This window comes from Daejeonella sp. AP26, from assembly GCF_056680515.1.
Map to the genome: position 1 here is coordinate 3,269,659 of NZ_CM155286.1, position 14,120 is coordinate 3,283,778.

A 14,120-nucleotide genomic window follows, 5' to 3' on the forward strand; every position below is an offset into this window, starting at 1 on the left:
TTTTTTATACTAAATATACTAAATATCAACACGTTACATGTTAAACATTCTGGTTACAAAGAGAATTCTTGAAAGGAAATTTTCCTTCAAAAGACGAAAGAAAAGAAAATTAAAGTCTAATAATAGTCAACTGTGGAAAGAGAAAACAGCTTTAAATTAAACAAGAAGTGAAGAGGTCCACTTGAGGAAAAATAATGATTAGCTGGAATGATCAGCAATGATAATCCATTCGCCGTTTATCTGTCTAAGCAGAAGCGTAAAAAATCCTTTTGGCTGGTCCTTCTGCCGTTGCAGATGCCATGCGCCCAGAACGAAAGCATCCTTGGCAGTGATAAACCTTACTTCCTTAATATCGAAGCTTAGCATTCCCATGGCCGCTTTGTCGGGATATGACTTTCGGTAATTATCCCGTGTTGTTTGCCAGCCATACTTTGGTCCGTTGTGACCTACAAAAAGGAGTGAATCAGACTTCCAATAGGTTTGCATGAAGCCATCTAAATCGCCCTTATTCCAAGCCCGCCTTTGGGTATCCAGAACTTTTAATACCGCTTGTTTTTCCTGAGCGACAACATTAACCGCGAATAATAAAATACAGCTAATAAAAACAAGTCTTTTCATAACTCTAAAATGTATAATTTCATTCCAAAGATAAACTATATGAATAAGCAGGTATTATGTTTCGGAGAAGTTTTATGGGATACCTTGCCGGAAGGCAAAACTCCCGGTGGCGCGCCTATGAATGTGGCGATCCACTTAAAACAACAGGGCATTAACTCAACCATGGCCAGCAGGGTTGGTTCGGATGAGGCTGGGAGGGAGCTGATAGAATTTTTAAGAATACATGATCTTTATTCGGATTTAATTCAACGGGATGAAAAATTGCCTACCTGCGTGGTAGGTGTTGAACTGGATGAAAAGCGCCAGGCAACTTATACGATTCCTTATCCGGTATCATGGGATAATATACAGCCGGATCCGGCCTTGCTTGAAGCGGCCAATAAAGCCAGTGTGATTGTTTTTGGCAGCCTGGCTAGCCGTGAGGAAACTACCCGAAACACATTGATGGAGCTATTGAAAAGTAATGCCTTAAAGGTTTTTGATGTAAATATCAGGGCTCCTCATTTTGAAATGAACAACTTGAAGATCCTTGGAGGGATGTCAAACATCATTAAGATGAATTCGGAAGAACTGGATATGCTGGCTGGCACTGAACTGGCACACCTTTCGCAGAAAGAGAAAATTTCGTTCCTGGCAGATTATATGGGGGTCGATACCTTATGTATTACAAGAGGTGATTCAGGAGCAATAACTTTAGTAGAAGGGGTTTTTTACGAACATCCGGGGTTTAATGTTGACGTTATAGATACGGTTGGCGCAGGCGACGCGTTTCTGGCTGCGTTTATTGCCGGCATACTTAAAGAAGAATCACCAAATACTATTCTTCAAAAAGCCTGTGCGGTTGGAGCTTTTGTAGCTTCGCACCATGGTGCAAACCCCGGTTATGATCCTCAAAAAATAATGGAGATTTCCCGGCAACTCGCCTAATTACATCTGACTGTCAAAATAAACCGATGATAATAAAGGGGGCGAACAAAACTTTTAACTTCGGGTTCTCGTTATTTATTTGAAAGGCACACTATGCGGGGGCACGGATTCTCGAAATACATTCCTAATGATCTTCCTAAAGGCGGGTTCGACGAGTTGTTGAAGTTATTTCTCGAACTGCTCAATTATACTTCCGGCGATCCAAATGAGGCGCTGGCCTGGATGAATGAGCTTGATAAGCAGTACAATCTTACCAACGACGAGTACGGCATGGGGGATTTTATTGATGATCTTAAAAAGAAAGGCTATCTGGATGAAGATGACCAGAAGTCAGGTGCCTTTAAGATTACTGCACGAACCGAGCAAAGTATTCGGCAATCAGCACTTGAAGAGATCTTTGGGAAACTAAAAAAGTCAGGAAAGGGTAATCATAATTCGAACATATCGGGCCTGGGAGAAGAGAAGAATGCCGACCGAAGGGAGTTTCAATTCGGCGATAGCCTGGATCAGATTGATATGACTGCTTCGATCCATAATGCTCAGGTCAACCATGGTATCGGAGATTTTACGATGACCGAACGGGATCTGGAAGTTGAAGAAAAAGACTACAAAACTATTACTTCTACAGTTTTGATGATCGACATTTCGCATTCCATGATTCTTTATGGTGAAGACCGGATTACTCCGGCCAAAAAGGTTGCTATGGCGCTTGCTGAACTGATTAATACCAAGTATCCCAAAGACACCTTAGATATTGTCGTGTTTGGGAATGATGCGTGGCCGATAGCTTTAAAAGATTTGCCTTACCTCCAGGTAGGCCCTTACCATACCAACACTTATGCAGGCCTCGAGCTTGCAGTAGATCTTCTTAGAAGGCGTAAAACCCATAATAAGCAAATCTTTATGATCACTGATGGAAAGCCCACCTGCTTAAAAGAAGGAAATAAATACTATAAAAACAGTATCGGACTTGACCGGAAAGTGGTTAATAAGACTTTGAATATGGCTGCCCAGTGCAAACGATTAAACATTCCGATAACGACGTTCATGATTGCCCGCGACCCCTATCTCCAACAATTTGTAAGGCAGTTTACGGAAATTAATGGCGGAAAAGCATTCTACAGTTCGTTGAAGGGATTAGGTGAATACATTTTTGAAGATTACATACGCAACAGGAGAAAGACGGTGAGGTGATTTGCTAATTGTCAATTTGCTAATGCAACAGGCTTAGACCTAAGTAAAATACTGCTATTAGCCAACTATCAAGATTTGGATAATCTAAAAATGGAATGGCAATTTTGACAAATTGAATGTAGAAAAGAATCTCGCAAATTGACAAATTGTAAAATGGACAAACTAAACATAAAAACATTAGGTGAATTAAAACAATCAGGCTACCGTTCCCGGTCTGTGAAAGAAGAGTTACGCGAAAATTTAATCAGCCAGCTTAAAAATAAGGAAGCGGGTTTTGAGGGCATTATTGGTTACGAAGACACTGTGATTCCTGATTTGCAAACTGCCATTTTATCAAAACACAATATTCTCTTGCTTGGTCTTCGCGGACAGGCAAAAACCCGGATAGCGAGGCTAATGATCAGTCTGTTGGACGAGTATGTACCGTACATTGAAGGTTCTGAACTCTTTGAAGATCCGCTTAGTCCTATCTCCTGGTTTGGAAGGAACGAGATTGAAAATAAGGGCGATGATACTCCAATAAGCTGGCTTCATCACTCTGAACGTTATACCGAAAAGCTGGCGACGCCCGATGTCACTGTTGCAGACTTAATTGGTGATGTTGATCCAATCAAAGCGGCTACGATGAAACTGACCTACTCGGATGAGCGGGTGATTCACTTTGGCCTGATTCCCCGTGCCCACCGGGGTATTTTTGTGATCAATGAGTTGCCGGATCTTCAGGCCCGGATTCAGGTATCGCTTTTTAATATTCTGCAGGAAAAAGACATTCAGATACGTGGCTTCAAGTTACGGCTCCCTCTGGATATTCAATTTGTATTTACCGCCAACCCTGAGGATTATACAAACAGGGGCGCAATTGTGACTCCTTTAAAAGATCGTATTGAAAGCCAGATCCTGACTCATTACCCCCGCAGTGTTGAAATATCAAGAAAGATAACGCAGCAGGAAGCTTCCATAACCAAACAGCAGCTTGAAAGTGTGGAGGCTGACGGATTAGTTAAAGAACTGGTTGAGCAGATCGCTTTTGAAGCACGCAATTCAGAATACATCGATAAGAAGTCAGGTGTATCTGCCCGGCTCACTATATCGGCTTACGAAAACTTGATCAGTAATGCGGAAAGACGAATGCTGATCAATGATGAGAAAAGCACATTTGTCCGGATTTCTGACTTTCTGGGAGTTATCCCTGCGATAACAGGCAAAATAGAACTTGTTTATGAAGGCGAATTGGAAGGTCCGGCCAAGGTGGCAAACATCCTTGTAGGCAAATCAATCAAAAATCTGATGACCCAGTTCTTCCCAGATCCTGAAAAATTAAAGAAATCTAAGAACGCCAATCCTTATACTGAAATTATAACATGGTTCGGGTCGGGCAACTCAATCAATATTTTAGATAACCTTCCAGGCCGAGAATACAAGAGTCTGCTGCTTGCTGTTCCTGGTCTGAAGGAAGTTGTTAAACAGTTTCATCCGCGTTTAAGCGAAAACCAGCAGTTTTTACTCATGGAGTTTTTGCTTCATGGTCTTGCTGAGTATTCGCAGGTTAGCAAATCATTTCTCGACAATGGCTTTGCCTTTACCGATATGTTTAATAGCCTGTTTAGCACTGAATTTGGCAGCGAGGATGATGACTATGGCGATGATAAGGGTAGATATTAATACCTGAATTCGAAGCTTTCATTAAATTTCCCAATAAGGTTTATTCAAAAGAATGACTAATAGAATTTTTATGCTTATGATCCTCAGTGTCATACTGATCATCATTGACCTCTATATATATAAAGCAGTCTCCTCTTCTTTTTCTGGCTGGACTTCCAAAAAGCAAAGACTATTTAGAAATACTTTCTGGACTTACTCTCTACTAATCTTAGGAGGAGTGTTTGTCAGCATATATTTTAACATCCGCCTGACGGTAAGAGCGGTCATTTTGGTAGCGTTCTTTTTAACTTTTGTCACCAAGGTTTGCTTTTTGCTCTTCCTTTTTGTGGATGACCTTCGTCGTGGTTTGATTTGGATAAAACGGAAATTGCTGCCCCAGCCTTCGCCGGTCGAGTCAACTCCTGCAAAGGAAAATACTATTCCACGCTCCGAGTTTTTGGTAAAAGCAGGCACTCTGGTAGCTGCCATACCCCTTGCTTCTCTTACTTACGGGATAGCATCGGGCGCTTACGATTATAGAGTTATCAGGCAGAAGCTGGTACTACCCAATTTGCCGCGCAGCTTTGAGGGCTTAACACTGGCTCAAATTTCTGACATACACTCTGGGAGCTTTTATAATCGGAAAGCGGTTTTAGGAGGTGTTGAACAATTACTTGCTCAAAAACCTGACATGATTTTCTTTACCGGAGACATGGTTAATAACCTGGCTTCCGAGATGCGCGATTACCAGGATATAGTCGCTAAACTGAAAGCGCCACTGGGAGTCTTTTCCGTGCTGGGTAATCACGATTATGGCGATTACCATTTTGGGAAGGAGCCATCTGCTGCAAAAACAAAGAACCTGATCGATGTAAAGCTCACCCATAAAAATATGGGCTGGGACCTTTTGTTAAATGAGAATCGCATGGTTAAAATTAACGGCGAGGAGATTGCGATTTTAGGGATAGAAAACTGGGGGGCGGGACGCTTCGTGAGGCATGGCAGGCTAGATCTTGCGATAAAAAACACTGAGGATTCACCCGTCAAGCTCTTGCTGTCTCATGACCCATCACATTGGCGTGCTCAGGTGATAAAAGAATATCCTCAGATAGATGCGATGTTTAGCGGACATACTCACGGAATGCAGTTTGGAGTTCGTATGGAAGAACTCCAGTGGAGTCCGGTCCAGTATATTTATCCGGAGTGGGCGGGGTTATATCGCGAACAAAATCAGCAATTATATGTAAACGTTGGCTATGGATTTTTAGGCTATCCGGGACGAGTTGGAATTCAGCCTGAAATTACGATATTTGAATTAAGCAGGACATAGTCTTTATTAAACGTGCCTATTAGACTTTTAAATATGGTTGATGTAATTATCTTCTATGAAGTCCCGAATAAGTAGCTATTTACGGGATACCCTCGACTGCTTATTATTCAGCAACCTTTTCATTGCTCTTTGTTCTGTAGCCCAAGGTCTGGTGACTTATCATCTGCTCGGTGCCCGGCCTGAAAAATTTGTCCTCGCCCTATTGTTCTTTGCCACAGTGGCTCAATATAACTTCAGCATTCTTCTGGCAAAGCCTGAAGATCCACAAAAATCACCTTTCAGACGAGTGAGATGGATATTCTCACATCACCGGTTGATGATTTCCTTGACCATCATCTCGGTGTTATCATTAATTCCGCTGATCTTGTTCTTATCTGTTCCTTCTCAGATTTTACTGTTTTTCCTGGGAATATTTTCTGTAGCGTATGGGTTACCAATCTTTAGTTTTCACGATAAAAAATTTGGCCTCCGGAACATTCCAGGCATCAAGCTTTTTATGATTGCTACGGTCTGGTCGCTGAGTACAGTGCTGCTCCCTATTTTAGAATTGGAAAGCTCAGGCCTGCTTCACATATCGAACCGGGATACTATTTTACTAATCGCGAAGCGTTTCCTTTTCGTGGCGGCTATTACGATCCCGTTTGATATTCGGGATCTCTTTCAGGATCGCAGCAGTGCCTTAAAGACAATCCCGGTTATGGTTGGAGAGAAAAAAGCTTACTTGTTTTGCCAGATTTTGCTGGTTGCGTACCTGGTTTTGCTGTTCCTTTTCAGCGAGAGTTTTGATAAAAACTTTATAGCTTTAACTCTTACTATTATTCTTTCGGGATGGCTCATCTTCAAATCCAACTTTGTAAGGAATGAATATTACTATTTCCTCTATCTGGATGGAACGCTGATCCTTCAATTCCTGATGCTTTTCTTCTTTAGCCTTATACCTTTTTAATTTTCACCTCTCAGGTCAAATGTATTTGCATCAACAGAAATGTGGTACCTTGTTTGCCTAATGAAAGAAACCTTGTTAACCCTTATATGATTAAGCCATCTGTTCTCCTTTTGTTTGTCAGTCTAGCTTTTACCTCCTGCAGCAATAATCCTGGTAACAGCAATGAACAACGCTTGCGTACTGAGAATTTTCAGTTGCGCCAGCAAATAGACAGTCTAAGAGATTTAATTAGCAAATCTAATCGTAATACCGAGGCTGATACGCTCTTGAAGCTTCCTGAAGAGAGGTCTGTAACCAGCGACGGAGGCTTCACTGGCACACATGCTCTGAGTCTACAATGGATAGGCTGGGATAAACCGGGTAGTGCGACCATTATCCCTGCTGAAAATGGCTGGTATACCATCACCGGGAAACAGGAAAAAAACGAAGACTATTTAAAAATAAACGGGCGCATAAAACCGTTGAACGAAAAGGAACTCGAGTTTATAGGAGAAATTGAAACACTTGTTACGCACCTTAATAATGGGCAGCCTTGCTTGAAAACTGGAAAAAAGTTATTCAAAGCAACTGGCGATCGTCAATACTGGCGTTTGCAGGATATGAATAATTGTGAAGGATCAACCCTTGATTACATTGATATCTACTTTTAATTACATAAAGTGTGGTGTGACCCTTAGAACCCGTTGATTGCTTAAAAAAGCGGTGTTTAGGCTACCAGACAGACTATCGTGTCCGCAATTACTTGAATTAAGCAACGGAAAATTTATAGCCTACACCACGCACAGTTTGTAAGTAATGGGGCCTGTCAGGATTATCTTCGATCTTTTTACGCAGGCGAACAATATGCATGTCCAAGGTCCGGGTGTTAACATCCGAATTATATCCCCAAACCACCATCATTAGTTCATCGCGATTAATGATTTTATTCTCATTTTTCAGGAAATACAACAAAATGCGGTTTTCTAAAATGGTCAATTCTATTTTCCGCCCATCTTTAATCAACGAATGCGTGTTGGGATGATGCTCCATATCACCAAACTTGTGCATTTCGGACTTTTCGTTGTTTATGGCATATTTAATTTTATTCTCAATTAAGGCCACCAACACATCCATGTTGAAAGGCTTAGTAATATAATCCGACACCCCAAAGCTGTATGCATCGATTTTATCTACATCCTGTGCTTTAGCAGTGGTCATAATAATCTGGTTATCGAAGCCTTTCTCCCTAACTGCCTGGCAAACGTCAGACCCCTGCTTATAAGGCAGCATCCAGTCAAGCAACACAATATCTGGCTTCTCATCCATAATCAATTCTTCAGCAGCAAGTCCATCGGCAGCTTCCACTACTTTGTAGCCTTCCGCCTGTAAACGGTGCACAACTAAAAATCTAAGGTTCTCATCGTCCTCGACAACTGCAATTTTGATCTCTTTCTGCATAATAATTATTTAAATACTGTTTTAGGTGCACCCGCAACTGATTTGTCGTAAGGTAGTTCTATCTTGAATTCTGACCCTATACCCACTTTGCTTTTTACGGTTATTGTTCCGTTCATAAAATTAACCAGTTCTTTACAGAACGCCAAGCCGAGGCCAGCACTCCCCTGCTGATTATACTGACTTTGTATCCGGTAAAACTTTTTGAAAATATTTGAAAGCTCATCATCGGGAATACCGATACCCTGATCAGCAAAACGGAAAACAAGGTTTTTCTTTACCTTTTTTATTACTATATCTAATTCCTTTTTATCGGTAGAAGAATATTTATAAGCATTGTCGATCAAATTTTGGAAGATACTTCCTAATAGAACCGGATCTGTTCTAAATTGCTCTATGCCCTCGATTTTGTAGCGAATATTGAAATTAGGGTACCGGATCTGGTAAGCATCAACCATATTTTGACAAAATATCTCCAGATTGATTATCTCCTCTTTTACGCTGATGGCCTTGTTTTCAATTTGAGTAAATGACAACAGTTTATTCATCATATCGTTCAACTTATCGGCTTCTTCATCAAGAATTTTTCCATAATGAGCACGTTCACGATCTGAAAGCTGTGAAGCACTTCTAATGTTGTTACCAGCTATTTTAATAACACTGACAGGGGTTTTGAATTCGTGAGTTAGATTATTGATAAAGTCATACTGAAGTTTAAACATCTTACTGTTGATGTTCAGGTTTCTAAATATCAGATAGGCAATCAGGATAAGTACAATGTAAATAACCAGTAGACTAATTGCAACAGGTAAAAAGCGTGTATTTATCTCGCGGGTGAGATAGCCCCTTGGTGAACTGATGTATAGTTTATAATCACTCAGAGCTCCGGGAAGAGGTGTTTCTGTGCTAATCTGGTCAGGCATATTCTCCAGAGACTCGTAAACGAGGGGCTTTATCTGAATCTTTTGGTATAGCTCCGGGTGCTGATTATCAATTTTAAGCTTATAAGGATCCAGGTAAAACGTGATGAGATCCTGTTCATAAACTGGCGAAGCAGCCTGATCTTTAAACATGAGATCTTTGAATATCCGCAGGTCTTCAGGCCTGGGAGTATTCATATAAGTTATACGTTTGGAGTTAATGCTGTAGGATATATTAAAGACATCTTCTCCGCTTAAGGCGCTCGTGGTATCCGCCGATTCAATGAAGCCTGCAAACTTGACTGCCATCTTGTTGAATTCATCGCCGGCATTTAACGACAATGTGTTAGGGTTGCTGCTTTTGAACAATACAATTGAATCTGGGCGAATATCCGGACCAAACTGGTAAACTGCTTTTGGGCCCATAGAAAAGTTATTTACCCTAATACCATCCATTATGCGATGATTGCTTATACCAGTATCATAAAAGACAATTCTCCCGACAAAGGGAAAATTAACGAATATAGTATCTGCGTATTTGGCAACTGATGCCGAATCCAAATACCCCTGGTAGAAAGAAATTTGGGGAATTTTGTTTTGGAAGAAGTTATTATACGGTGCGATTGTCTGATCGAGTACGTCAATCTTCTTAGAAGAAAACTCATTTTCTACATTTTTAACCGTAAGGCTATATGCTAGAATGAGCCCAACAATCAGCGAGACAGAAATTAGTACCAGAAACGTAATAATCAGCGAAAAGTTCTTACGATAAAGCTGTTTCTGCTCTCTCATAACTAGTTCTTATTCAAGTTTCCTTCTAGAAACTGTTCAAGTTGTTGATAAAACTCTATCCTATTTTCAGGTTTTTTAAAAAAATGACGTTCATCCTCCTTCAAAATATATGTTACCGGAACGTTTCTCTTTTTGAGTTCCTTTACAAACTGGTTTGTCTCGTTTACATTAACACGCGGATCTTTGGTGCCCTGAGCTATTAAAACCGGAACCTTAATCTTATCTGCGTGAAAAACAGGGGATCGATTGCGGAAATAATCGGCATCCGTCTCCGGGTCGCCGACCATTTCAAAATACATCTTTTGATAAGGCCTATAATATGGAGGAATTCCCTTCACATATGAAAAAAGATTTATAAGCCCCGAATAGGATGCACCACATTGATATAGCTCAGGATTGAAGCACAAGCCATGCAGAGCAGCGAATCCGCCAAAACTTGCGCCATAAATCCCAATTCTCTGGGGATCAGCAATGCCTTCTTTTATAAGCCACTTAACCCCATCAGTAATATCGTCCTGCATTTTACCTCCCCATTCTTTAAATCCTGCTATCCAAAAAGATTTACCATAGCCGGTAGATCCTCTAAAGTTTACCTGAAATACGGCGAAACCCCTGTTAGCCAAAAACTGCACTTCGGAATTATAGCCCCAGGTATTACGAAGTGATGGGCCTCCATGCGGTAATACAACAACCGGAAGATTCTTCTCCTTCGCTCCAAGAGGTAGGGTGAGATATCCATTTATGGTTAGGCCGTCACGCGATTTATAACTTACCGGCTTCATGGGCGCCATCTCATTTTCTTTTAGGGATGAGTTGACATCGCCTAGCTTTTGCAGCTTATTGTCTGACACAGTGTATAGGTAATATCTGCCTGGATTGCGATCGGTAAAAGTCCGGATAATGAATTTTCGTTCAGCGGAATCCTGGTCTGTAATTTTAATTTCCGTATTGGGAAGCAACTCTTCCAATCGCTTGTACATTTCCTTTGTCTCACTGTCAAGGTAATGGCGCTCCTTTTTCCAGGTTTCGTAACCTGCGTAGATCATTTTGTTTTTTGATCTTGAGAAAGCCCCTTCCGATACATCTACATCCGGATGAGTATAAATCTCCCGATGTTCTTTCCCTGTATTACAGTTCAATTCAACCAACGCCTTCTTATCGCGATTCTGGTTGGTTAAAATATAAACGCAGGAATCTTTGCTAAAACCCAGAAAGTTAATTGAGGTCTTAAAATTGTTTTTAATAACTGGTTTAAAGTCCGCGCTTTCTGAATTTCGATATATCAGAGTTTCATCCACACCGTCACTGGTTAACGCAAGCCGGAGTTTACCGGCAGAATCGGGATAGAACTCAGTTATGTTTCCAGGATTACGTACTAAAAGAGAAATGTCCCCTGTATGGATGTTCATTCTGTACGCATCAAAAACCGTAGAGTCGCGCTTATTCAGCGCAACAAGTATGTTATTATTATAAGCTTTGGAAGTTATCAGATAAATTTTGGAACTTGGATAAGCAATTAAGTTTCGAGTATCAGTTCCGTCTTTTTTAACAGCGAACAAGCGGAGATCGGCTTCAGGACCTGCGCTCTTAAGATACAAAATCTCGTTATTATTTGCCCATGAGTAATACGCTATGCTTTGGCTGGTGTCACTTGTAAGACGGATTACATGATTACCATCGACAGTTTGAACAAAGATATTCAGTCGGTTCTGGTAAGGCTCCAAATAAGAGATGAATTGTCCGTCAGGAGAGATGGAAAAAGCGGTCTTCTCAGGATTCTTGAAAAAATCTTCAACGGGAATTCTACGGGTTTGTTTCTCTCGGGCGCATGATGCAAAGACAAGCAAAGCCATAAAATATATTCCTACTTTAAATAGCCTCATTCTTAAGTGATGAATTTGTGCAAATAAGCCAAAAAATCGTGTGAGTAGCGGTAAAAATGCTATTGCAACCAAATTATTACCCGTAATGTTAATCAATCTTAATTCTACAATTATTGTAAAATACTAAAACGCTGAAGTAATCACTTAAATAAACGGTAACATTTAAAGTACATGTAAATACACGATGAGACAATCCTATTTTCACCAGCGTATTGCCTTAATAAGATCAAAAAACCTTGCATATTTATTACCTTTAACTTATGCGGAAAATACTGCTTTTAATCACTTTCCTCTTAGCTGCTGTCCACTCCAATGCACAGCAGAACGATGATATTCTGGCGGCTCAGTTTTATCAATCAGGAGATTTTGAAAAAGCTGTTGTGATCTATCAAAGATTATTCAGCGCAACTAAAAATGCCGCCTACTATGATCCGCTGTTTACCAGTTTACTAAATTTAAAAAGATACGAGGAGGCTGAGCAACTTGTCAAAAGACAGTTAAAATCGTCACCCCAGAACTATATATACTCGGTTGATTTGGGACGTATTTTACAGCAACGTGGCCACAAGGAAGAAGTCGAGGCTATATATAGCAAGTTGGTTAGTTCAATACCCAAAAATGAAGCAGCGATACGCGAATTGGCGAACGCTTTTTACCGGGCAGACGCTTATGAATATTCCATAAAGACCTATCAGGCTGGGAGAAAGGTATTGGGTGATGAAAAAGCTTTCGGATTCGATCTGATTGGATTATACAGGTTTCGGAAAGACAAAATTATGCTTATTCAGGAATACTTGCTACTGCTCGAAACAACTCCGGAAATTTTAAACCAGGCACAGAATGTTCTGGCTAACCTGTTTGAGGACGGGAGTGATTATGATCTGCTTAAATCTGCTTTATTAAGACGTCTGCAAAAAGACCCGGAGAACCTTGCTTTCTCAGAACTTTTAACCTGGCAGTATATCCAGCAAAAAGACTTTGATATGGCTTTAAGACAGACGTTAGCTTTAGACCGCCGGCTAAAAGAAGAAGGCGAAAGGGTTTTAAGTCTGTCAAGGATACTAGCCGAAAACAAAGCATTTGCACAGTCAATAGAAGCTCTTAATTATTTAGCCTCCAAGGGCACCGACAACCGGTACTACATATCGTCTAGAATCGATCTTTTGAATGTAAAGACCCGGATGCTGACTACCGGAGGCAAATTTAGTAAAGAAGAATTGTTACAGCTTGAGAAAGATTATTTGTTTCTCCTCGAAGAATTTGGTCGCAATTCAGGTACGGCTTTCGCGATACGTCAATTGTCTAATCTTCAGGCTTACTATTTACATAAACCACAGGAAGCTGCAGAATCTCTTGAAGGTCTATTAGAATTACCCGGTTTACCGCCATCAACCGTAGGCTCGGCAAAACTTGAACTTGGAGACATTTACATTTTAACTGGTGAAGTATGGGAAGCGGCACTCATCTACGGGCAAGTAGAAAAGCAGTTTGCTAATGAGCCACCAGGTCAGGAAGCAAAGTTCAAGAATGCGCGGCTGTCTTACTTCCAGGGAGACTTTATGTGGGCAAAAGCTCAGTTGGATGTACTTAAAGCGTCAACCTCGCAGTTATACGCGAATGATGCCTTGAATCTCCGGTTGCTTATCTCCGACAATCTGCAGAATGAGACAGATACAAATGCTCTAAAAACATATGCGCGGGCTGATCTTTCCATTTTTAAAAACCAGCCAGAAGAGGCACTTTTAACTCTGGATAGTATCAATAAACAATTTCCGGGAAACTCTCTTGCTGATGATATTCTTATGGCCAAGGCCAGAGTTTATATTAAACAGAATAACCTCAGTGCCGCCAGCACCGAACTTCAGAAGATTATTGAGAACTTTTCTTTTGATCTATGGGCCGATGATGCTTTGTTTACACTCGCCGGAATCTATGAAACAGGTCTAAAAAATCCTGAAAAGGCCCAACAGCTTTATCAAAAGATCATTACGGATTTCCCTGGCAGCTTATATGTGGTAGAAGCCCGAAAACGCTTTCGACTACTAAGAGGCGATAAGATTGGCTAAAATTGATTTTGCCGCGCCGCGATTATCCATAATTCTCAACGACTATCTTTGCCCCCATGATCTTATATAACGTAACAATAATTTTGGACGAAGAAATACATACGGATTGGTTAATCTGGATGAAGCAGCAACATATTCCGGAGGTAATGGACACTTCCTGTTTTGCATCATACAGGATGTTAAAAGTGCTTGATTCTCCAAATGAAGGGGTAACATATTGCGTGCAGTACGTTGCCGACTCGATTGAAGAATACAATAGATACTTACTCAATTTCGCCCCTGCATTAAGAGCCACGTTTCCTGAAAAGTTTTCTAATAAATTCGTTATCTACCGGACATTAATGGAATTTATAGATTGAAGGGAATTTG

General features: G+C 40.7%; 12 protein-coding genes. 8 read left to right on the plus strand and 4 right to left on the minus strand.

Features of this window, described 5'->3' with window-relative positions; genetic code table 11:
• Positions 1-198: 198 nt before the first annotated feature.
• Complete coding sequence (locus tag AC1MCB_RS13915) at positions 199-618, minus strand: YybH family protein (RefSeq protein ID WP_479965310.1); 420 nt, start codon at positions 616-618, stop codon at positions 199-201.
• Positions 619-657: 39 nt separating this feature from the next.
• On the opposite strand from AC1MCB_RS13915, the gene AC1MCB_RS13920 reads away from it, so the two are divergent.
• From AC1MCB_RS13920 to AC1MCB_RS13945, 6 genes are all read left to right on the plus strand, one after another.
• Positions 658-1,545 (plus strand): carbohydrate kinase family protein, encoded by an 888-nt coding sequence (locus AC1MCB_RS13920; protein WP_479965311.1) that lies wholly within the window; start codon positions 658-660, stop codon positions 1,543-1,545.
• 93 nt (positions 1,546-1,638) lie between these two features.
• Positions 1,639-2,739, plus strand: coding sequence for a vWA domain-containing protein (locus tag AC1MCB_RS13925; protein WP_479965312.1), 1,101 nt, complete (start codon positions 1,639-1,641; stop codon positions 2,737-2,739).
• A 153-nt stretch (positions 2,740-2,892) separates the two neighbouring features.
• On the plus strand, positions 2,893-4,401 hold the full coding sequence (locus AC1MCB_RS13930; RefSeq protein ID WP_479965313.1) for a sigma 54-interacting transcriptional regulator: 1,509 nt from the start codon (positions 2,893-2,895) through the stop codon (positions 4,399-4,401).
• A gap of 52 nt (positions 4,402-4,453) precedes the next feature.
• The gene (locus tag AC1MCB_RS13935) at positions 4,454-5,710 is read left to right on the plus strand and encodes a metallophosphoesterase (protein WP_479965314.1); all 1,257 of its coding nucleotides are present in this window, start codon (positions 4,454-4,456) and stop codon (positions 5,708-5,710) included.
• A 55-nt stretch (positions 5,711-5,765) separates the two neighbouring features.
• On the plus strand, positions 5,766-6,656 hold the full coding sequence (locus tag AC1MCB_RS13940; RefSeq protein WP_479965315.1) for a UbiA prenyltransferase family protein: 891 nt from the start codon (positions 5,766-5,768) through the stop codon (positions 6,654-6,656).
• Between the two features lie 86 nt (positions 6,657-6,742).
• A complete protein-coding gene (locus AC1MCB_RS13945) occupies positions 6,743-7,306 on the plus strand; it encodes a hypothetical protein (protein WP_479965316.1) in 564 nt (187 codons plus the stop codon).
• 97 nt (positions 7,307-7,403) lie between these two features.
• Here the strand turns inward: AC1MCB_RS13945 and AC1MCB_RS13950 are convergent, their stop codons facing one another.
• Genes AC1MCB_RS13950 through AC1MCB_RS13960 form a run of 3 tightly spaced genes read right to left on the minus strand, consistent with a single transcriptional unit; the run spans position 7,404 to position 11,685 of the window.
• Complete coding sequence (locus tag AC1MCB_RS13950; protein ID WP_479965317.1) at positions 7,404-8,093, minus strand: response regulator transcription factor; 690 nt, start codon at positions 8,091-8,093, stop codon at positions 7,404-7,406.
• Positions 8,094-8,098: 5 nt separating this feature from the next.
• Positions 8,099-9,802 carry a sensor histidine kinase gene (locus AC1MCB_RS13955; RefSeq protein WP_479965318.1) on the minus strand — a complete coding sequence of 568 codons (1,704 nt, stop codon included), beginning with the start codon at positions 9,800-9,802 and terminating at the stop codon, positions 8,099-8,101.
• 2 nt (positions 9,803-9,804) lie between these two features.
• Positions 9,805-11,685: a S9 family peptidase gene (locus AC1MCB_RS13960; protein ID WP_479965319.1), complete on the minus strand. Its 1,881-nt coding sequence runs from the start codon at positions 11,683-11,685 to the stop codon at positions 9,805-9,807.
• Between the two features lie 260 nt (positions 11,686-11,945).
• Between AC1MCB_RS13960 and AC1MCB_RS13965 the strand changes: the two genes are divergently transcribed.
• Both AC1MCB_RS13965 and AC1MCB_RS13970 read left to right on the plus strand, forming a co-directional pair.
• Entirely contained in the window at positions 11,946-13,751 is a 1,806-nt protein-coding gene (locus tag AC1MCB_RS13965) for a tetratricopeptide repeat protein (protein ID WP_479965320.1), read from the plus strand.
• A 56-nt stretch (positions 13,752-13,807) separates the two neighbouring features.
• Entirely contained in the window at positions 13,808-14,110 is a 303-nt protein-coding gene (locus AC1MCB_RS13970) for a DUF4286 family protein (RefSeq protein WP_479965321.1), read from the plus strand.
• Positions 14,111-14,120 lie beyond the last annotated feature (10 nt).

What these genes read in the sequence shown, in the direction of transcription:
- AC1MCB_RS13915 (WP_479965310.1), bottom strand. Translation starts at nt 618, where the DNA reads ATGAAAAGACTTGTTTTTATTAGCTGTATTTTATTATTCGCGGTTAAT.
- AC1MCB_RS13920 (WP_479965311.1), top strand. Translation starts at nt 658, where the DNA reads ATGAATAAGCAGGTATTATGTTTCGGAGAAGTTTTATGGGATACCTTG.
- AC1MCB_RS13925 (WP_479965312.1), top strand. Translation starts at nt 1,639, where the DNA reads ATGCGGGGGCACGGATTCTCGAAATACATTCCTAATGATCTTCCTAAA.
- AC1MCB_RS13930 (WP_479965313.1), top strand. Translation starts at nt 2,893, where the DNA reads ATGGACAAACTAAACATAAAAACATTAGGTGAATTAAAACAATCAGGC.
- AC1MCB_RS13935 (WP_479965314.1), top strand. Translation starts at nt 4,454, where the DNA reads ATGACTAATAGAATTTTTATGCTTATGATCCTCAGTGTCATACTGATC.
- AC1MCB_RS13940 (WP_479965315.1), top strand. Translation starts at nt 5,766, where the DNA reads ATGAAGTCCCGAATAAGTAGCTATTTACGGGATACCCTCGACTGCTTA.
- AC1MCB_RS13945 (WP_479965316.1), top strand. Translation starts at nt 6,743, where the DNA reads ATGATTAAGCCATCTGTTCTCCTTTTGTTTGTCAGTCTAGCTTTTACC.
- AC1MCB_RS13950 (WP_479965317.1), bottom strand. Translation starts at nt 8,093, where the DNA reads ATGCAGAAAGAGATCAAAATTGCAGTTGTCGAGGACGATGAGAACCTT.
- AC1MCB_RS13955 (WP_479965318.1), bottom strand. Translation starts at nt 9,802, where the DNA reads ATGAGAGAGCAGAAACAGCTTTATCGTAAGAACTTTTCGCTGATTATT.
- AC1MCB_RS13960 (WP_479965319.1), bottom strand. Translation starts at nt 11,685, where the DNA reads ATGAGGCTATTTAAAGTAGGAATATATTTTATGGCTTTGCTTGTCTTT.
- AC1MCB_RS13965 (WP_479965320.1), top strand. Translation starts at nt 11,946, where the DNA reads ATGCGGAAAATACTGCTTTTAATCACTTTCCTCTTAGCTGCTGTCCAC.
- AC1MCB_RS13970 (WP_479965321.1), top strand. Translation starts at nt 13,808, where the DNA reads ATGATCTTATATAACGTAACAATAATTTTGGACGAAGAAATACATACG.